Below are 20,414 nucleotides of genomic sequence, written 5' to 3'. Positions count from 1 at the left end.
AAAATCTTCAATTTGAACAATATCAAGATTTTCATCAATTCATTTATTATTTCGGGTCTCCTTTTTGTAGAAAAATAATCAAGAAATATTACTATGTCAATAACAATCTTAATTGTAATGAAAACTATATTGACATAATATTTTTTATATTTATTTTTGATTTCAACGAAGCTGGAGACCTATAAACAGTCTCTTAAACAAATAACCACAATAAAAGGAGTTGGAACTATGTTTACAAGAATGAGTGACATCGACAGAATGTTCGGGGCCATGGATCTGCTCCGAAACAGGATGGAAAGACTGTTCAGTGATCCTGGCAGATCCTGGCTGCAGGGATCTGCTTTCAGATTGGGGTCGGATTCGCCCAGAATCAATATAATGGAAAGCGGCGACAACTTTGAAATTCAAGCTGAAGTCCCCGGTATCTCCAAAGATGAATTGGAAATCAATGTCCAGGGTAATTATCTTCAGATCAGCGGTAAACGATTCGTTGACAAACCAGAGGGCTATAAAGTCCACCGGGAAGAAATAGGAGAAAGCACCTTCTCACGCAGTTTCACTCTGCCCAATGATGTGGATGCGGACAATGTGGAAGCAGCCTTGAAAGATGGTGTCCTTTATCTTAAGCTACCGAAATCAGAAGCTGAAAAGCCAAAACAAATCACCATTAACTAATCGAGATTACAGCAGCATAACGCAAGAATCTCATCTCTTATCGAAGGATGGCTGTTTAGAACCGACCACCTGGAAAAGCTATATGCAGCCATCCTACGCGAAAAACATCAACAAAGGAAAAGGAGATGAACAATGGATATCAAAAAATTAGCACCGTGGAATTGGTTTAAAAAAGAAGACAACGATAACGTATATACTGTCCCGGTAAAATATAATACAGATAAAAACATCGGTAGTTATCCCCTTCACTCGTTGAGTGATTTTCAAAATGAAGTGGACCGGTTATTTGATAGTTTTTTCAATGAATCTGGACAAGCCCGTTTCAATTCAGGATTACGGTTGCCCGAAGGGATAACCGGCAGCGTACTGAAACCCAAACTTGATATAGGTTCAACCCAAAAAGAATACACGGTATCCGTGGAAATTCCCGGGGTCAGTGAAACGGATGTAAGTCTTGAGCTTGTTCATGACACCCTGACCATCCACGGGGAGAAAAAACAGGAAAAAGAGGAAAAAAATAAAAATTTCTATAGGCTCGAGAGATCCTACGGGTCATTCCGGCGAACCCTGTCTTTGCCAGGTGATGCAGACAAAGGGAAAATCAAAGCTAATTTTAAAAATGGTGTGTTAAATATTACCATACCCCGGAAGGAAGTTTCTGAAGAAAGAAAAAAGAAAATAGAGATAAAATGTGCCTGATGTAATGACGTTTTGATCGTTTATGGCATGAGTTATTGTGGCTTTCATAAAATAATACACAATATTGACATGAAAAAAAACGGAATTAAATTAGACAAAAAAACAGAGATGATTTTGTGGGAGCAAAGGTAGCAGGATAGGATGGACACACCTTAAAACTTTCATGAAGACGTCTATTCTTCCAGCCCGAACGGTCTCGCAATATTCTAAAATGACACCTAATTTAAAGAGGAGGGAGAATTATGTTTACAAGGATCAGTGATATTGACAGATTGTTCGAGACCATGAATCTTCTTCAAAAAAGACTGGATAATCTTTACGGCGACTACGAAAAATCATCCGGTTACAGATGGGGATTCGAACAAAACACCCCCCGGACAAATCTCTATGAAAACGGCGACAATTTTGAAATCAGAGCGGAAGTGCCCGGACTTGAAAAAGATGACTTGAATGTCAAAATTCAGGGAAACTATCTTGAAATCAGCGGTCAAAGAAAATCCGATACGCCTGAAAGTTATAAAACCCATAAAACGGAACGTAGCAGCGGATCTTTTTCCAGAAGCTTTACATTGTCGGAAGATGTTGATTCCACCAGAGTTGACGCCACATTGAAAGACGGTGTGCTGTACCTTACTCTTCCCAAAAATGAAGCGGTTAAACCCAAAAAAATAAGCATCAGTTAAATTTTTAATGAAAAGTTTATGAAAAGGAGGTTTGCCATGGATAGGAGCCAGGAAATAACCAAACAGGAAGAAAAAAACATTGAAAAAACAAAAAAATTATATGAAGTCCCCCCTGCTGTTGATATTTATGAAAATGAGGAAGAAATCCTTGTCTACGCCGACATGCCCGGTGTTGTAAAAGATGATATATCTGTTGATATAGACAACGGCACCTTATCGATATCCGGTGTCAGAAAATTGTCTGTAAACGGTTCGATCACCTACGAAGAGTTCTCAAATGTTGAATATGTCAGAAATTTTTCTGTTCCCCAGACCATTGACGTTGAAAAAGTTGAGGCTGAACTGAAAAACGGCGTACTACAGCTGCATTTGCCAAAATCTGAAGCAGCCAAACCCAGGCAGATTGAGATAAAAACCGCATAATACCCAATTCACCCGAAGCATTTATCGCTTTTAAGATCGAGAAATCCACTGATTTGGGAAGCTCTCTCCGGATGGCTTCCCATCCTTACCTAAGATATGCTGATCATAACGGATTCAGGGGAGGACATAATTTAAAATAGCCATATTTTTAAGCCTCTGTGTGGCTGCATTTTATATTCACCCTGGCGCAAATTCAGAATCGTTGCTGTCGTAAAATTCGTGTTGAGCTGAGGTCATAAATTTGGTAATTTTATCAAATTGCTGAAAATCACGTCTTTCCAATATTTACGCTTGCTTTTCTAAATCCGGGGGAAAATGAAAAAAATTTTGGATCTGCCAATTTTTATCAAATTTGTGACTGTGGGTATTGCTACAACAATTCTTCTGATCGGTGTCCTCCTCTTCTTTTATGTTCGCTCTGACAAAGTTGAGACCGTTGATGCATATGTAGAAAAAGCAAGGTCCATTTGCCTGGTCTGTGAATCCGTGCGCCAGGAAATGGAGGAGAAGTGGCGCCTGGGTCTCTTCCCTTTGGAAACGATTACATCCTACGCCCGTTCTGGCCAGATAGATAAACTTCTGGCAACCGTTCCCGTGGTTTCGGCCTGGAAGGCGGCCATGCGCAAGGCGGAACAGGGCGACTACACGTTCAGGGTTCCTAAATTCAGTCCCCGAAATCCACAAAACGCCCCTGATTTTGGTCAATCCCAAAAAATTGAAGGTCCAGCCCTTGAGAAGATTAAAAAGGAGCATTTGGATGAATATTATGTGGTGGATTCACATACCAATTCAGTCCGTTATTTTTTACCTATTCGCCTGTCTGAGACCTGTCTGATCTGCCACGGGGATCCAGAGCAGTCCAAAACACTGTGGGGACGGGATGATGGAAAAGATCCCACCGGCGGTCCCATTGAAAACTGGAACACCGGAGAGATCCATGGTGCTTTTGAAGTCATTCAGTCCCTGGATGAGGCAGATGCAGAACTCCGGCATAGAATTTTTAAAGCCCTTGCACTTGTCGTTGCCGGGACTCTTCTGGCCGCCATGGTGATTTTCCTGGTGGCCCGTTCCATCACCGTTCGGTTAAAACATGGGGTGGATTTTGCCAATGTTATGGCCAAAGGAGATTTGAGTCATGACATTGATATTGAGTGCGAAGATGAGACAGGGAAACTGGCCAGGGCCATGAACAGCATGATCTGCAACCTGCGGGGGATGATGGCGGACATCAATCAAGGGGTGGCGACATTATCCGGTTCCTCGGAGCAGTTGACCGAGGCGTCCCTGGCCATGTCCATCGAATCAACTGAGGCATCTGAACTGGCCATATCCGTGGCCGCGGCTGCCGAACAGATGAGTACCGGCATGGCCAATGTCAGGGTATCCATCGAGAATACCGCCGGCAACGTTAATTCCGTCTCAGCAGCAGCTGAAGAGATGACGGCAACCATCACTGAAATAGTGAAAAATACGGAACAGTCCAGGCAAGTCACTGAGACTGCCGTATCCCAGGCCGGGCAGGTGTCGGAAAAAGTGGTGCAACTGGGATCGGCTGCCCAGGAAATTGGAAAAGTAACCGAAACCATAACCGATATCTCCGAGCAGACCAATCTTCTGGCCTTAAATGCCACCATTGAAGCGGCCCGGGCCGGGGAAGCGGGCAAGGGATTTGCCGTGGTGGCCAATGAAATTAAAGTGCTGGCCAATCAGACGGCGGAGGCGACCACTGAAATCCGGAGGAAGATTGAGCGGATACAGGGCTCCACCCAGGAGACCACAGAAGGTATTGAACAGATTATCCGTGTAATTAATGCGGTTAACCAGAGCGTAAACGCCATTGTGGACGCTGTGGAACAGCAATCCCAGGCCACGGCAGAGATTGCCCGGAATGTCTCCCAGGCTTCCCTTGGTATTTCCGAGGTGACTGAAAATGTCGGACAGTGTGCCACGGCTGCGGATGAAGTGGCTGAGAATATATCCAGCGTAAGCCATGCGTCAGGTGAAATCTCAAACCGCAGCATTCATGTTAAGGCAACAGCCGAGGAGTTGTCAGGTTTGGCAGCCAGACTCCGTGAATTAATGGCGCAATTCAAATTGTCCTAGACTTTTCAAAGAAGGGAGGGAAAGTATGAAACTTAATTTTAAGCATAAAATTATTCTGCCTGTATTTATTCTGCTTATCGCCGGTTTAGGTGGTTTGGCGCTTATATCCAGTTCGAAAGCCAAAAGCGCGCTTCAAAACAATATGATGAGCCAGCTTGTCAAAACCAGCCAATCAACTGTTGTAACAATGGATGCATGGGTGGAGGACCGGACCAAGGATATTGAGACATGGCGGACTATGGAAATTTGCCGGGATACATTTAAACCGGGGACACAAGGAGAGGCGGCCCGGGAAAACACGAACCAGCTGTTTACAGAATGGCGCCAAAGATATGGGTTCTACGAAGCACTCAATATTGCTGATTCAACCGGTGAAATTATCTCGGGGTCTCCCGCTTCAATCATAGGAAAAATCAATGTTAAGGACAGATATTATTTTAAACAAGCCATGGCAGGCCAGACCCAAATTTCAGACATATTACAGAGCAAAGTCTCGGGGAATCCAATTTTTGTTATTTCAAGCCCCATAAAAATTGGAAGTGCTGTTCATGGAATTTTGTTTGCAGTGGTGGATCTGCAGGTCTTTTCAGCAAAATTTACCGACCCTGTTAAAATCGGAGAAAAAGGCTATGCATATCTGATAAACAACAACGGGATGGTCGTTGCACATCCGGATAAAAGCAAGATCAACAGATTGAACCTGGCCCAGACAGAACACGGGCGGCAGATCATAAACGGGAATAATGGATGCCTGGCGGCAACCGTGGATGAAAAAGCGGTTCATAAGGCCTTTGCCCATTCAAGTAAAATCAATATCATTGCAGTTGTCCAGTCTGATGATGAAGAAATGTTCGCACCCATCACCGCCCTTACCCGTTTTAATCTTATCATATCTGTTTTGATCATCCTCTTTGCCATAGCCGTTGTCTGGATAATGGCCTCAAGAATTGTCCGGCCGATCAATGCAACCGTAGCAGCGCTTAAGGATATCTCCGAGGGTGACGGAGACTTAACCCAGCGTATTGCCATCCAAAGCCGGGATGAAATAGGAGAGCTGGCAAAGTGGGTCAATACTTTTATAGCCAGGTTAAACAAAATAATCGTGCATATCGGCATTGATTCGGAGACGGTCTCTGCATCTGCCGAAGAACTGCTTTCAGTTGCAGAATTCATGTTGGAAGATTCAGAAAGCCTTACGGGCAAGTCTGAAGCTGTGGCCTCTGCCGCCGGAGAAATGAGTCAGAGCATGAACTCCGTGGCCGCTGCCAGTGAACAGGCTGCCGGCAATCTGGCATCGGTGACGGATTCTGCAGGACAGATGAAACAAAACTTAAATCAAGTGGCTGAAAACTGTGAAAAAGCCAGGATAATAACCCGAACTGCCGCAGAAACGGTGAATGCGGCAACCAGCAAAGTTGCCAGATTAGGCACCTCTGCCAGGGATATCACACGGGTTACGGAAGTGATCACTGATATTGCCGAACAGACAAACCTTTTAGCCCTGAATGCCACAATTGAAGCGGCAAGAGCCGGAGAAGCAGGTAAAGGCTTTGCCGTGGTGGCAGGAGAAATAAAAGGTCTGGCCGCCCAAACAGCTGACGCAACCATGGACATAAAACAAAGGATTAAGGAGATTCAAAATTCTTCAAAAGCCACTGTTCAGGAGGTTGAACAGATCACCCAGGTTATTTCAGACGTCTCAAGGATTGTTTCGGAAATTGCCGAGGCCATAGAAGAACAGTCCGGCTATGCATCCCAAGTGGCTGAAAACATTGAACAGGCATCGTCCGGAATCCGGGAGGTCAATGAAAATGTCGTTAAAAGTTCCATGGTATCAACGGAAATTTCCGGTGATATTTCAGAGGTCAACGAAGTGTCCGAAGAGATGACCCAGCGCAGCGTCCGAATGAAGCAAAGCGCCCAGGAACTTTCCAGCCTTTCTAATAATTTAAGAAATATGATCGGTGTTTTTAAAGTATCGATTGAAGAGGCCGGTGTGGATAACGGACCGGATATAATACCCGAGGCCATTAATGACCTCATGCCCTGGGGAAGACGTCTGGCTATTGGCATTCCTGAGGTTGACAAGCAGCACAGGGAGCTGGTTTCCATGGTTAATGAACTTCACCGGGCCATGAGGATGAAAATGGGTACCCAGGAGGCGGGATCCATCTTGACGCGTTTGGGCAATTATACGGTGTATCATTTCGAGTATGAAGAAAAGCTGTTTGATACCCATGGATATCCAGATGCCCTGAATCATAAAAAAATACATAAAGACCTTGTGGCCAAAGTTCTGACGTTTAGCAAGGAGTTTGAGCAAGGACGGGCCGCACTTTCCATGGATTTGATGAAATTTCTTACGGACTGGCTGAGAAATCACATTATGAAAACAGATAAGGCGTATGCCCCATTTTTAAAAGACAAGCTGGGGCTGTGAATAAAAAACCGAACGCGATTTAAAAACTGAAGCCATCCCGGTCAGAGACGTTCCCAAGACGGTCCACGATATTTTTGCATGCTTCCTGTAACTGCAAAATCAAAGGGCGGGTATCTTTAATGTTTCCGTCCGCACCCATCCGCTCCAGCCGGAACGCGGTTTCTGCGGCAGATTTGGCGGCCAGATACTTAAACATACCCTTTAACTGGTGGGCGCTTTTTTGCAGTCCCGGGCCATCGCCGGCAGAAATACTGTCCATAATCCGGGTCAGAACAGGACCATGTTGTTTTTTAAATGTCCGGAGGCATTTATCCAGCAGGGATTTATTTGCGTTCATGATCTCCCTGAGTTCGGCCATGTCCACAATTTCTTTGTCTTTTTGAACCGATGCGTCCTCCCGGTAAGCGTTGCTTTTACAGCAGTCTTCCGGCAGAATTCGCTTAATCACATCTGCCAAGGCCCTGGACGTCAGGGGCTTGGTGATGTAATCATCCATCCCGCTGGCCAAAAAGTACGCCCGGTCTTGCTTCATTGCGTGGGCGGTCAGGGCGATGATGGGTACCGGCACAAGGTTGTGCTCTTTTTCATACTCCCGAATTTTTACAGTGGCATCCAGGCCGCTCATCACCGGCATCTGACCATCCATAAATATCAGATCAAATTGACCGGCTTTAAATAAATCCAAGGCTTCCTGACCGTTTTCAGCCACCAGGATATCTGTCAGATTCATTCTTTTCAAAAGGTTTTCAGCGACAATGCGGTTCATTTCATCGTCTTCTGAAAGGAGTACCCGGCACGGGCAAGTTACCCAGACAGCATCAAGATGGGCCTGCTCCGGAGCTTGATCCTGGGTTTCAATGCCAATTAAGGGATCGGCCAATGACATGCAGGCAATAAAATCCGCATACTTTACGGGTTTGTTCAGGCTCATGATACGGGTGTGGGCAGACGCGCTGTGGTGCGGTTTTTGACGCCCGAGAAACGCCAGACGCACAAACGTCGTATCTGAAATGTCGCAAGTCTGCGCTGCGGCCTCAACCAGATCCGTTGACGGCATTCCGGGAAGATCCTGGTCAAAAAAAACATAGCTGAATGGCGTGCCGGACTGCCGGGCGGAAAAGATTTTGCTGCAGGCCTCGGTGATATCGCAAGCTTCCTGGAAAGCGCATTCCAAAGGTTTGATATATTCGATCAGAGCCTGCCTGGCAGCCGGGTTGGCATCAGCGATCAATACCAAAATATCCCGCCCCAAAGCCGTATCGGGCCTCGGTTCGGCGTCAGGCTGCTGTTTAAATCCCAGTTTGCACCAGAAGGTGGACCCCTTATTCTCCTGTGAGAAGACCCCGATCTGGCCGCCCATCAGTTCGGTCAGCTGCTTGGAAATGGCCAGTCCGAGTCCGGTGCCGCCGTATTGCCGGGTCATGCTGGAATCCATCTGGGAAAAAGAGCGGAATAATCCGTGTATCCGGTCCTTTGGGATACCAATGCCCGTGTCAGTCACTGAAAATTTCAGCCGCACTTCGGACAAGGCCTTTAATTCCAGGCTGACCTGAATCACAACGCCTCCCTGCCGGGTAAATTTAACGGCATTTCCGCAAAAATTCATTATAATCTGGCGTAGGCGCACCGGATCGCCCTTTAACATCACCGGCACATCTGCATCAAATATTGTGGCAAAAAAGAGCTTTTTTTCAAATACAGAGATGGAAATAATATCTGACAGTTCTTCCATTACCTGTCTTAGATTGAAATCAATCTCCTCAATCTCCAGTTTTCCTGCTTCGATCTTTGAATAATCCAGGATATCGTTAATGATATTGAGAAGCGCTTCGGACGAGGTTTTCATGAGCATGGCAAAGTGGCGCTGTTCCTGGGTAAGGGGTGTCCCAAGAAGAATTTCAACCATGCCGATTACCCCGTTCATGGGGGTTCGTATTTCATGACTCATATTTGCCAGGAATTGGTCCTTGGCAATATTCGCCGCTTCTGCCCGTTCCTTGGCCCGGGCCAGCGCTTTGTTGGAATGCTCCAGTTCAGATGTCCGGTTCTGGATTTCGGAGTGAAGCAGTCTGGAGTACTCGGCGCTCTGGGTCTGGTTCCGGGTCAGAATATCCTGGTATTTTTTCCCTAGAACCTTGATTTTTCGGTCACGCTGCTCTTTGTGGGCTAGGAGCAGTGCCTTTTCTTCTGCCAGGAGGCGTTCTTTTTTATGAAGCGCCATGCACAGGCGGATAATATCCCGGATCAGGGCAACCGCAGTGGCCGGATCAGCGTCCCGGGGGATTTCACATACAATAACGGAATTCATTTCTCTTAGGGACAGCGACACCAAAGGCCCGTTGGGTCCGGTTAAAATCCGTCCGCTGTCAGCGGCCTGCCGCAACTGGTTCGCAAGGCCGTTATCCATAAAACGGTCTGCTAACGGGCCCAGGGATCCGCCTTTGTCCAGCAAAATTGCAAATCTGTCCGCTGGAAAATATTTGTTCAGCAGAGCAAAAAAGCCAGCGTTAAGCTCGTTGTCCGATTCTTGAAAAATATCATCAAACAAGTTCATCTGCATTGTCATCCCCAAAGGAATAAATTTCCCTGATCATCTCAATTTCCTGGGGCAGATCATCCATTATGGCACGATAGCCCATAATATTTTCCTTGATATGGGAAAGAAGTGGCGGGGACTGTATCCTTGTGTGTGTTTCCGGGTATGCTGCATACCCGGATCTGAAGGCCAGATACTCCGCGATTTGCAGGATACCGGCATGGCTGTCCGGTTTCACCGCTTTCAGGGCATCGTGATGATATTTTATTCCCTGGCAAAGATCCGGTTTCAGCCCCCATTGCTGGGCCAGCAGATAACCGATGAAGGTATGATCCGTTCCCATGATTTTCCGTTCATGATCCGTCAGATTTTGGCTTACCGGGTCAAATGTGCGACAAAACCCTTTGAACTTTTCCTGGGCCACCTGATCCTCAACGATCAGGCCGATATCGTGAAGAATACCGCATAAGAAGCCATCCTCTCCTTTCCGGGCAAAAATGCGTTCTGCAACCATCTGGCAACAGATGCTTGTCACGGCACAATGGACCCACAGTTTTTTTCTGGAAAATTCCATGGTATTTGAGTCCTTACAAAAAAGATTTTTCACTGCGTCGAGAAAAATCATATTTCTCAGGTTGTCCATCCCGATGTAGGCCACTGCTTCAGATATATTATTGATTTTTGTTCTCAGGGAAAAGTAGGCAGAGTTGATCAGCTTTAAAATGCGTAATACCAGGGTGGGGTCAACCCGGATGACCGTTTCAAAATCATTAAGAGAGGCGGTGTCTTCGTTAATCATTTTGATCAGACGGGCGGCAACAGGGGGAACCGTTTTCAGGCCTGTAAATTTATCCAGGTATCGTTTTGCCGTATTGTGGTAAGAGGATGATTCCACTTGATATTCCTGATCAATGACCCTGAAGAATAATACTGGTGGAGGCCATTTTGTCCGGGGTGTTTATTTAACGGGGCAAATTCCCAGTTCGGCCATCTTCTTATCTACAGCGTCCTGCTTCAGCGGTTTTATGAAATAGGCCCTGCATCCCGATTTGATGCAACCGATGACGATGTCTCGTTCACTATGGGCGGTAACCATAATGACAATTGATTTTTGACCTGTATGCCCGGCATCAATCTTTTTGATTTTTTTTAAGACATCCACCCCGCTGATGTCTTTAAGCGAGATGTCCAGCAAAACCAAATTAAAGGGTTTTCCTTTTTCAATGCCTTTTTGATAGACATTCAGTGCATCGGTACCGGAAGAGACCGAAATAGACGAACCATATTTACTGAAAATCTCCTCCATTAAGGTTTTTCCGATTTCTTCATCATCAACAATGAGAATTCTATTCATAGGTAGTTATCACCCCATAGAGATTTTAAATTCATATTTTTAGAAATGAATAATGATAGGCTGATTTCCAGGCGTATGGCAAGATGATTTTTAAACCGGGATTGACACTGACAATCTCAGTCCTCTGTAAAAGACATGTGCATCTTCACAAGTGACCCGGTTGAAAAGCACGGTACGGCAGCACCGGAACAGTGCGCCGTACCGAAAAGAACGTAAGGAAGGATCAGGTCAGCTGCCGGGCGCTCAATTGGTGGTGAAGATCCGGCTTGACCTTTGGGCAGGCCCGTGTCAGCCAGCGGGAGTGGTGAGGCGTGATCAGGGCATAGGGTTTGATCCAGGTCAGGGTGGCAAAAAAGAAAAACCCATAGATAAATGCCAGTATTGAGGAGAACCTGCCAGATTTCAAGGCGTAGATTGTGGCGGACAGGCTGGAACCCATCACAATGCCGATAATGGCCTTGCTCCCGAATATGGCCGGGTGCCACAGAAGCAGTCCCCAGGAAATCAAGAAAAAAAGCTGGGCCACGGTAAGTTTGATCACGTCGGAGACCAGGTTGATCCGCGCCCCAAGCATTGATCCCCGGCGAAAGCGCGTAAAGATAAAGGTTGTCATGGCAATGGTCTCACGCACATTGCTCCTGGCCCATCTCAAATACATTTTGCAAAGCTGGGCATAGCCCACCGGTACCTCGGTAAAGACCTTGGCGTTCTGCTGAAACACGACTTCATATCCCTGGCGAAGAATCATGTTTGTCAATGCGCGGTCTTCGCCAATATTGGCTGGCCGGCCAAGGAAAGTCTGGTTCAGCCATTTATCAAGCACACCAATGGCAGCGGATTTGCGGTATGCAGACAGGGCCCCGGGCGTGCAGGTCACTGTGCGGACCATGCTCTGGCTGGCACGCATGAAATCAAAGCTGAACACAAAAACAATGTCCACCATCCTGGGGATAATACCCTGGGCCTGGTTGAGTACGCGGACATTGCCTGCAACAGCGCCGATGCCGGGATTTATAGCCAAAGGTGTCACCAGATTTCTAAGGGTGTCAGGCGCCACCATGGAGTCACTGTCCACGGTCACCAGTACTTTTCCGGTGCTTCTCTTAAACCCGTCATAAAGGGCCTGGCGCTTGCCCTGGTTCCGGGGCTGGCGTATGGTCAGGATAGGTACTGCAAGTGTTCTTTTGGCCTGTTTAATCCATTCCCAGGTGTCATCCGCACTGCCGTCATCCACGGCAATCAGTTGAATTTTTTTCCTGGGATAGTCGCTGTCAGCAAGACTTTTAAGGGTGTCAAATACTTGGCGGCCTTCATTGTAAGCCGGTACTACGACCGTACATGTCGGCAGCTGATCATCGGACACACCCGGAATGGGCCTGTATTTCAGTACCAGGATGATTCTCCATACCAGCTCTGCCAGGGCCAGGCAGGAAAAAACGGAAAATGAGACAATCAATGCATCTCCCCACCAGGCCATTCCTCTAAGAAATTGGGTGGCAGATAAACCGCCGGCACCATACCGGCAGGCCGTTACCACAACTGCCAGGATACAGGCCAGGGTGATAAATTTTTTTTTATTTTCGATGATCTGTCTGGTTGTTACCATAATTTACATCTCCTTATTCTATAAAATCTATCAGCATCAAAGCAAAGGGCATGCCATAATGTAATACACTGAATTACAAAGATATTTATTTCGATATGAAAGTTCAGATACAACCTGGTTACCAAAATTTCATCTCCGGGAACGAAAATTTCAATTTGTTTGTTTTCATTGAATTGATTTGATTTGATTTGATTTGTAACGATACCACCTGATATTCCTTCTATACATAAAACCTCTTGTGGTGATGTTTTTTTGGGGGTTGAGTCGTTTGGAAATTACAACTAAACAAAGGCTTTTTCAACTCCTAACTTACCGGAAATTTATTAAATTGCATTAAACAGGCATTATCGATTTCAACACCCTTTAAACCGAACCTGAACAACAAATATCAAATGTCCTGGGAATCAAGAATTCCCAGGACATTTGATATTTGAATCGGTTTGACGGACAGGATATGAATTCCTGCCCGATCACAATACTTTTCCTTTTTTGAGTCACCATTTAATGGTGAAGCCCTGTGCGGAATATTTTTTTCCGGCACAGGGTGAGGATGATAGAGAGACAAGGACAGGTGAAGATATGAAGTAGGGATTGGGTGACCTTTGTCATACCTGTCCTTTGTATATAACAGACAGCAAAGGGCATGCCAATAATATAACTCATTGTTTTTTTTTAAATATTTCAAAATAGACGCGTTCTGTGAATAAAAAATGAGTTACAAAATTTTCATTTTTTACCCCCAAAAGGTGCAAAAATCGTAACTTGAAAGTGCAGCAATTTCCATTTCCTAACACCTAAAATTTAACAACCCGCCCCAAGGGCGGTAATTTATCATGCCGGATTATAGCCGCCGGGGTTAAGGATGGAGATTAAATATTGACCGGTGTAGCTGCCGGGATCTTTAGCCACATCTTCGGGCGGACCGGCTGCCACAATCCGGCCTCCGCCGCTGCCGCCCTCGGGACCAATATCCATAATCCAGTCTGCGGTTTTAATCACATCCAGATTATGCTCAATGATCACCACGGTGTTGCCGGCATGGGTAAGACGCTGGAGCACCTGCAGCAGCATGCGGATGTCCTGGAAGTGCAGCCCGGTGGTGGGTTCGTCCAGAATATAAAGGGTGTCGCCGGTGTCCTTTCTGGCAAGCTCCCGGGCCAGTTTGATCCGCTGGGCTTCGCCGCCGGACAGGGTCGTGGCGGCCTGGCCCAGTTTGATATAAGAGAGCCCCACATCCACCAGGGTATCCAGAATCCTGGTGATCCTGGGATGGGCGTCAAACAGGTCCCTGGCCTGTACTACGGAGAGATCCAGCACATCGGCAATGGAGTGATCCTTATACTTGATCTCCAGGGTGGACTTGTTGAACCGTTTGCCGTGGCATACGTCACAGGGTACAAACACATCAGCCAGAAAATGCATTTCCACCTTGATGTATCCGTCCCCCTGGCACGCCTCACACCGGCCACCCTTGACATTAAAAGAGTACCGTCCTTTTTTATATCCCCTGGCCTGGGATTCGGGCAGCATGGCAAACAGATCCCGGATGGGGTCAAACAGCTTGGTATATGTGGCGGGATTGCTGCGCGGGGTCCGGCCGATGGGTTTCTGGTCAATGTTGATGACTTTGTTGATGTGGGACAGCCCGGTGATCTTTTTATGTTTTCCCACACTCATCTGGGAACCATGCAGTTTTACCGCCAGGGCCGGGTAGAGAATCTGGTTGATCAGGGTGGATTTACCGGCCCCGGACACGCCGGTGACGGCCGTTAAAAGCCCCACGGGAATTTTGGCTGTGATGTCGGCCAGGTTGTTTTCACATGCCCCGTGGATGGTGAGCCATTTATTCCCCATGGCACCGGGTGTCCGGCGGAGGTTTGGCACGGCAATGGTCTCACGTCCGCTTAAAAATTGACCGGTGAGGGAGACCGGGTTTTTCCGAATCTGTACAGGTGTGCCCTGGGCCACGATCTCCCCGCCCAGGTGGCCGGCACCCGGCCCCATGTCTACAATCCAGTCCGAGGCCTCCATGGTTTCCTGGTCATGCTCCACAATGAGCAGGGTGTTGCCGATGTCCCGCAGATGCTTCAGTGTGGCCAGCAACTTGATGTTGTCTCTTTGGTGAAGGCCGATGGAGGGTTCGTCCAGGATATAAAGCACCCCTGTCAGTTCAGACCCCACCTGGGAAGCCAGGCGGATGCGCTGGGATTCCCCGCCGGACAGCGTGGGACCGGACCGGTCCAGGGAGAGATAATCCAGGCCCACGTTCACCAGGAAACCCAGACGATCCCGGATCTCCTTGAGCAGTTCGGCGGCAATGAGCTTTTTGCTGCCGGTCAACGCCAGCGAAGAGATAAAATTATATGCCTCTTTCACTGTCATCTCAGTGACATCTATAATGGATTTTTCATTGATTCTGACATGCAGAATCTCCTCCCGCAACCGTCGTCCCTTACAGGACGGGCAGATGGCCGCGGTCATGAAATCAGTATAGTACTTTTTCTGGTGTTCGGACTGGGTGTTCCTGTACCGGCGCATCAGGGTGTGGATCAGGCCTTCGTGGGTGCGGGAAAATTTGCCCTGGATCTTTGAGGAGTTCCAGTTTACGGTCATCTGTTTATCGCCGGAGCCGTAAAGCAGCAGATCCCGGTGTTTTTTGGGCAGTTTTTTCCAGGGCAGATCAAAATTAATTTCCCATTGTTCCTCCATGGCCAGAAGCTGGCCCTTGCCCCAGGAATTTTCATTGTTGAACCGCGGGTTCTTGATAAAATAATTTTTCCAGGGGACCACTGCACCCTCACGGATGGATAGATTAGTATCCGGCACCACCTTATCCGGATCAATGGCCAAAAGGGTGCCAATGCCGTTGCAGTCCGGGCACATGCCCAGCGGCGAGTTAAAGGAAAAAATCTGGGGAATGAGTTCGGGATAGGCGATCCCGCAACAGGAGCGGGCCTCGCTCATTTTCAGGTCTTCGCGGCCCACCATGTGGACAATGAGCTGGCCTGCACCCAGTTTCAGGGCCGCTTCCACGGAATCGGTGAGCCGTTTTTCAAACCCACCATCGGATTTTACCACCAGCCGGTCCACCACCACCTCAATGTGGTGCTTTTTGTTGCGGGCCAGGGTCTGGACATTTTCAAGGTCCTGGACCACCCCGTCCACCCGGACCCTGGCATAGCCATCGCGCTTGAGATCGTCAAGTCGCTCCCGGTGTTCACCCTTGCGGTTTTCCACAATGGGCGCCAGAATCAGGATCTTGGAACCGTCAGGCAGATCCATAATCTGGGAGACCATGGCCTGGGCATGGCCCCGGCCCACCTTTTTCCCGCATTTACAGCAGTACTGGGTCCCCACCCGGGCAAAGAGCACCCGCAGGTAGTCGTAAATTTCGGTGATGGTGCCCACGGTGGATCTGGGATTTTTGGACGCCGACTTCTGTTCAATGGCAATGGTGGGAGAAAGCCCCCGGATGGTATCGTAGCGCGGTTTTTCCATCTGCCCGATGAACTGCCGGGCATAGGAGGACAAGGACTCCACATACCGGCGCTGGCCTTCGGCAAAAATGGTATCAAAGGCCAGGCTTGACTTGCCCGACCCGGACACCCCCGTCACCACCACCAGTTTTTTCTTGGGGATCTCTACATCAATATTTTTAAGATTGTGTTCCTTGGCACCCCGGACAATGATCCGGTCCAGTTCCTTGGTCGGTGAATCATCTTCCAGAGGGTGCAGGGGTGTCAGACTATCAGCAGCATAATTATCAGCTGTCTGGGTTACAGCGGCAGCAGTATTTTTCTTCATGGGTCACCAGGTTTGTTTTGGGTTACCCCAACAACGATAATCACCTGTTTTAAAAAGTAAAGTCCGGGTAACAGGATCTTAACTATAGTGCCGCTCACATGACTTTATATTTTAAATAAGATGACATTGGTCAGGCACTATTTGCCATTTTGATTACTTATTTCACGCTTGTTTTGGGATTAAGATCTATCCCATAGAAATCATCAAGCTCTTTTGTCATTTTATTCAGGCTGCTGTCTATTTTTGCAACGGTATTTTCAAGGTCTTTTGTTGCGTAGATGGGATTTCCATAAGCCACTGTGCATTTGGAAAAAAACATGGGAATAAGGCACCTGTCCCAGCTTCTCATCACTTTAACTTTTTTCCCGGAAAATGTAATTGGAATAATGGGATAACCTGTGTCCAGACCAAGTTTTGCAACGCCTATTTTTGACTTGAAAACAGGCCCCGTAGGTCCATCCACAGAGAGCATTGCAGGGCGCCCTTCCTTTTTCATATATTCGGTAATCTTTTCAAGGGCATTTTTTCCGCCTTTTTTAGAAGACCCCCTGAAAATTTTACAACCGCCTATTTTCTGCATTGAAGCTGCAATTTCCCCATCTTTTGATTTACTTGTAATTACGGCAGTGTTATTCGTTCGGGCGCAAAGAAAAAACAGGATCAGCCGCCCATGCCAGCTTGCATAGATATACTTTTTACTTTTAATAATCTTTTCAACGTTCTGTTTTCCCTTTTCTTCTATTCTACAGGTAAACAAAATAAAAAATACAATTTGTACCACCAGCCATGCCAGAAATCTGTTCATTTCAACCCTTTCGTTTTTGTTGTTTAATAAATTTTTGGACATTTGAGATAAAATACGCTTTATTTATTCCATAGAATTCTTCTTTTGTTGATATGAAAATTTTACTTCACAAGAAAACTTTCTCAACTTTGGAGAACTCTTGTCCACTCTTTTTTACAAAAATTTGCTGAAAACTGTCCGAACTATTGTGAAAAGCAGTTGGATTTTTTTCACTGGCGAAGAAGCCGTAATCCGGTCTTTAAAGCAGATTATAGAACACTTGGCGAAGATCGCTGAGTATGCCCGTCAATTAGATGAAGAAGAAGCGGGGTGTAAAAGCAATGAAGGTTGACTTCCTGGATTTTATTAGCATTCTATAATAAACGATAATAAAATTAAGGATGTAATGATGAGCCGAAACTACCCGTTTGAAACCGGCGTATACCGCCCGCCCAGTGAAGGGGGCAGTGCTTCGCTGCTGGTCCGCTTTACACGCAACTGTCCCTGGAACCACTGCACCTTCTGTACGATGTATAAGGGGAAAAAATTTAACCTGCGACCCCTGGAGGAAATCAAAGCCGACATCAATGCCATGGCAGATCTTGTTGCCGATCTCCAGGCCGAGTCAAAAGCCCTGGGGCACGGCGGCCAGGTCACCCGGGATGCCATTCTGGCATTGCTTGGAAAAGCACCGGGCTTGAACCACCATCCAGGTGCGGACATGCTGATCCAGTGGATGGCGGTGGGCGGAAAAACCGCATTCATACAGGACGGCAACTCCATGATCATGCCGCCCCAGGACCTGATTGCAGCACTGACCCATCTTAAGGAAACTTTTCCCTCCATTGAAAGAATCACCACATATGCCAGGGCACGGACCCTGGCCCAGCGCTCCCTTGGGGATTTGAAGGTCATTCGTGCAGCCGGTCTTGACCGGCTCCACCTGGGTCTTGAAACCGGGGATGATGCCCTGCTCAAGCAGATCAAAAAGGGGGTAACGGCCCAAGGCCATATTGAGGGAGGTAAAAAGGCCATGGAAGCCGGTTTTCAGGTATCGGAATACTGGATGCCCGGCCTTGGCGGCAAGGAGATGACAGACCAGCACGCCGAAAATACCGCCCGGGTCCTCAGCGAGGTCAATCCCCATTATATCCGGTCCCGGCCCTTCAGGCCCGCCCACGGCACTCCGATGTCCGACCAGGTCAAACAGGGGCGGATCACCCTGCTTGATCCCAGGGAACAGTTACTTGAACTGCGCCGCATGATCCGGGCCCTGGATGTAACATCCAAAGTCTGCTTTGACCACATGGGCAACTACTGGCGCACCGCCTCGGGCGACCTGGTTTTCCATCATGAGTATGAAGGATATCAGTTCCCGGATGAGAAACAGATGGTCCTGGACCGCATCGAACTGGGGCTTGCCTTTAAACAAGAACCTGTCCGATTTCTTCATATGTAGTGTTCAGGGCTATGGAGTCCGGCATTTCGCCTTAATCAATCAATTGATTTAATCATTTGACTTAATCAATCAATTGAATTAAATATCCAAAATACGTTAAAAACATAAATTGGGAGACATGGTGGCAAAAAAAAATAATACCCCGGCACCCGGCACCAGAGAGCGTCTGCTAGAAGCCGCCATAGACATATTCGGCAGGCATGGTTTTGACCCGGCCACCACCCGGATGATTGCCAAAGCCGCCAACGTGAATATTGCCGCCATCCCCTATTATTTCGGGGGCAAGGGCGGGCTTTACCAGGCCGTTATCGACTATATTGTTGACCAGATCAAAAAGGAAGCCGGAGAGCTGCTGGAACAAATTGGCAGGACGACCTTCACCAAAGATACCGGCCGGCATCAGGCCCGGGAACTGATCCAGGCTGTTCTGGAACGATTTATTAATTTCATTGCCGGTTCGGAACAAGGCCCGCGTGTCTCCAGAATCATACTGCGGGAGCAGATGTTTCCAAGTTCTGCCTATGACACTATTTTTGAAGGGTTCCTGAAACCTGTGCTCAATGCCTTGTCCACCCTGATCATGGCGGCATCCGGCGAATCTGATCCCAGGCAGGCAACATTCAGGGCCATGACGCTCATGGGCCAGGTGCTGATTTTTCGGGTGGCCCGGGAAACCATTGTCCGGGGGCTTGACCTTGAAGGGTATTCCCCTGGAGAACTGGAAGAAATCCGCCGGGTGGTTGTGGCCAATGCCCTGGCAATCACTGCAATGCCAAGCGAATAGACCATAAGGAAATTGTCATGAAAAAAGTTTTCCCTGTCATCATACTGATCCTTGCGGCTGCCGGTGCATACCTGTATTGGCAGGATCAGAATAAAAAACAGAATGAAAATACCGGCATCCTCAAAATTTACGGCACCATTGATATCCGCGACGCATCCCTTGCGTTCACCGAACAGGAACGGATTGAAGCAGTTCTGGTCGAAGAAGGCATGCGTGTAAAAAAAGGCCAGGTGCTGGCAAAACTTCGCACCGCGAAGCTCGATGCCGCCATCAAGGAGCTTCAAGCCCGGATCGCGGCCCAGCAGGAGACCGTGGCCAAACTTTCAACGGGCAGTCGTCCCCAGGAGATCGAGCAGGCCCGGGCCGAGGTGCAGGCTGCCAGGGCCCGGGCGGAAAATGTCTCCCGCACCGCAAAACGACTCAAGGCCACTTCCCGGTCCGGGGCCACCAGCATTCAGAACTATGATGACGCAAAAGCACAGCTATTGGTTGAACAAGCCCAGCTGGCCGTCAGCCGTAAAGCCCTGGATCTGCTCATTGAAGGACCGCGCAAAGAGGACATTGCTGCGGCCCGCCATCAGCTTGAAGCCCTTGGGGCAAACCTTGACCAGCTTCAGGTGCGCCTGTCAGACATGATCCTGACCGCCCCTGCCGACGGGGTCATCCAATCCAGAATCCTGGAACAGGGGGAACTGGCAGGGCCTTCCAAGCCCGCTTTTGTCCTGGCGCTCTGTGATCCAAAATGGGTACGGGCGTACATCCCCGAGCCCATGCTGGGAAAAATCAATCTGGGCATGACCGCCCAAATTTTTACGGACACGTTACCCGGCCAACCCCTGGACGGGTGGGTGGGGTTTATTTCACCCGTGGCGGAATTCACCCCCCGGGCCGTGGCCACTGAAGACCTGCGCACCAAACTGGTGTACGAAACCCGGGTTTTTGTAAAAGATCCCAAGGATATTCTACGTCTGGGCACCCCCGTGACCGTGGCCATTCATGAAGATCAGACCGAATCCCGTGCCGCTGCTCCGGCAGCGGGGTCTGCGGACTGACCCCGGAAATCG

16 protein-coding genes are annotated in these 20,414 nt (G+C 48.0%); 10 read left to right on the top strand and 6 right to left on the bottom strand.

All coding sequences use genetic code 11. The features are described from left to right. Nucleotides 1-228 precede the first annotated feature (228 nt). The 6 genes from Q366_RS05460 (at nucleotide 229) to Q366_RS20070 (ending at nucleotide 7,023) form a co-directional block, all read left to right on the top strand. Nucleotides 229-675 carry an Hsp20/alpha crystallin family protein gene (locus tag Q366_RS05460; protein ID WP_035237090.1) on the top strand — a complete coding sequence of 149 codons (447 nt, stop codon included), beginning with the start codon at nucleotides 229-231 and terminating at the stop codon, nucleotides 673-675. 132 nt (nucleotides 676-807) lie between these two features. Continuing rightward, nucleotides 808-1,374, top strand: a complete 567-nt coding sequence (locus Q366_RS05455) for an Hsp20/alpha crystallin family protein (protein ID WP_035237089.1) — start codon at nucleotides 808-810, stop codon at nucleotides 1,372-1,374. A gap of 242 nt (nucleotides 1,375-1,616) precedes the next feature. Continuing rightward, complete coding sequence (locus tag Q366_RS05450; protein WP_035237087.1) at nucleotides 1,617-2,057, top strand: Hsp20/alpha crystallin family protein; 441 nt, start codon at nucleotides 1,617-1,619, stop codon at nucleotides 2,055-2,057. A gap of 36 nt (nucleotides 2,058-2,093) precedes the next feature. Beyond that, nucleotides 2,094-2,480, top strand: coding sequence for an Hsp20/alpha crystallin family protein (locus tag Q366_RS05445; RefSeq protein ID WP_035237085.1), 387 nt, complete (start codon nucleotides 2,094-2,096; stop codon nucleotides 2,478-2,480). 315 nt (nucleotides 2,481-2,795) lie between these two features. After that, nucleotides 2,796-4,583 (top strand): methyl-accepting chemotaxis protein, encoded by a 1,788-nt coding sequence (locus Q366_RS05440; protein WP_035237083.1) that lies wholly within the window; start codon nucleotides 2,796-2,798, stop codon nucleotides 4,581-4,583. Nucleotides 4,584-4,608: 25 nt separating this feature from the next. After that, on the top strand, nucleotides 4,609-7,023 hold the full coding sequence (locus tag Q366_RS20070) for a bacteriohemerythrin (protein ID WP_051957844.1): 2,415 nt from the start codon (nucleotides 4,609-4,611) through the stop codon (nucleotides 7,021-7,023). Nucleotides 7,024-7,042: 19 nt separating this feature from the next. On the opposite strand, the gene Q366_RS20065 is transcribed toward Q366_RS20070, so the two are convergent. From Q366_RS20065 to Q366_RS05400, 6 genes are all read right to left on the bottom strand, one after another. Continuing rightward, the gene (locus Q366_RS20065) at nucleotides 7,043-9,583 is read right to left on the bottom strand and encodes a hybrid sensor histidine kinase/response regulator (protein ID WP_169742936.1); all 2,541 of its coding nucleotides are present in this window, start codon (nucleotides 9,581-9,583) and stop codon (nucleotides 7,043-7,045) included. Next, nucleotides 9,564-10,454 carry an HDOD domain-containing protein gene (locus tag Q366_RS05425; RefSeq protein ID WP_051957842.1) on the bottom strand — a complete coding sequence of 297 codons (891 nt, stop codon included), beginning with the start codon at nucleotides 10,452-10,454 and terminating at the stop codon, nucleotides 9,564-9,566. The genes Q366_RS20065 and Q366_RS05425 overlap by 20 nt, the downstream gene beginning before the upstream one ends. A gap of 63 nt (nucleotides 10,455-10,517) precedes the next feature. After that, nucleotides 10,518-10,913: a response regulator gene (locus Q366_RS05420; RefSeq protein ID WP_035237080.1), complete on the bottom strand. Its 396-nt coding sequence runs from the start codon at nucleotides 10,911-10,913 to the stop codon at nucleotides 10,518-10,520. 223 nt (nucleotides 10,914-11,136) lie between these two features. Then, nucleotides 11,137-12,519 (bottom strand): glycosyltransferase family 2 protein, encoded by a 1,383-nt coding sequence (locus tag Q366_RS05415; protein ID WP_035237078.1) that lies wholly within the window; start codon nucleotides 12,517-12,519, stop codon nucleotides 11,137-11,139. A gap of 831 nt (nucleotides 12,520-13,350) precedes the next feature. Next, nucleotides 13,351-16,323: an excinuclease ABC subunit UvrA gene (uvrA, locus tag Q366_RS05405; protein WP_051957841.1), complete on the bottom strand. Its 2,973-nt coding sequence runs from the start codon at nucleotides 16,321-16,323 to the stop codon at nucleotides 13,351-13,353. Nucleotides 16,324-16,480: 157 nt separating this feature from the next. Next, the gene (locus tag Q366_RS05400; RefSeq protein ID WP_169742935.1) at nucleotides 16,481-17,128 is read right to left on the bottom strand and encodes a lysophospholipid acyltransferase family protein; all 648 of its coding nucleotides are present in this window, start codon (nucleotides 17,126-17,128) and stop codon (nucleotides 16,481-16,483) included. A gap of 139 nt (nucleotides 17,129-17,267) precedes the next feature. Between Q366_RS05400 and Q366_RS05395 the strand changes: the two genes are divergently transcribed. From Q366_RS05395 to Q366_RS05380, 4 genes are all read left to right on the top strand, one after another. Continuing rightward, nucleotides 17,268-17,459, top strand: coding sequence for a hypothetical protein (locus Q366_RS05395; RefSeq protein WP_035237072.1), 192 nt, complete (start codon nucleotides 17,268-17,270; stop codon nucleotides 17,457-17,459). A gap of 57 nt (nucleotides 17,460-17,516) precedes the next feature. Beyond that, nucleotides 17,517-18,566 carry a radical SAM protein gene (locus Q366_RS05390; RefSeq protein WP_035237070.1) on the top strand — a complete coding sequence of 350 codons (1,050 nt, stop codon included), beginning with the start codon at nucleotides 17,517-17,519 and terminating at the stop codon, nucleotides 18,564-18,566. Between the two features lie 118 nt (nucleotides 18,567-18,684). Beyond that, complete coding sequence (locus Q366_RS05385; RefSeq protein ID WP_035237068.1) at nucleotides 18,685-19,350, top strand: CerR family C-terminal domain-containing protein; 666 nt, start codon at nucleotides 18,685-18,687, stop codon at nucleotides 19,348-19,350. 17 nt (nucleotides 19,351-19,367) lie between these two features. After that, nucleotides 19,368-20,402 carry an HlyD family secretion protein gene (locus Q366_RS05380; RefSeq protein ID WP_035237066.1) on the top strand — a complete coding sequence of 345 codons (1,035 nt, stop codon included), beginning with the start codon at nucleotides 19,368-19,370 and terminating at the stop codon, nucleotides 20,400-20,402. Nucleotides 20,403-20,414 lie beyond the last annotated feature (12 nt).

Origin of the sequence: Desulfobacter vibrioformis DSM 8776, from assembly GCF_000745975.1 — a bacterium.
Classification (GTDB): domain Bacteria; phylum Desulfobacterota; class Desulfobacteria; order Desulfobacterales; family Desulfobacteraceae; genus Desulfobacter; species Desulfobacter vibrioformis.
This window is presented reverse-complemented; position numbering and strand designations above follow the sequence as displayed.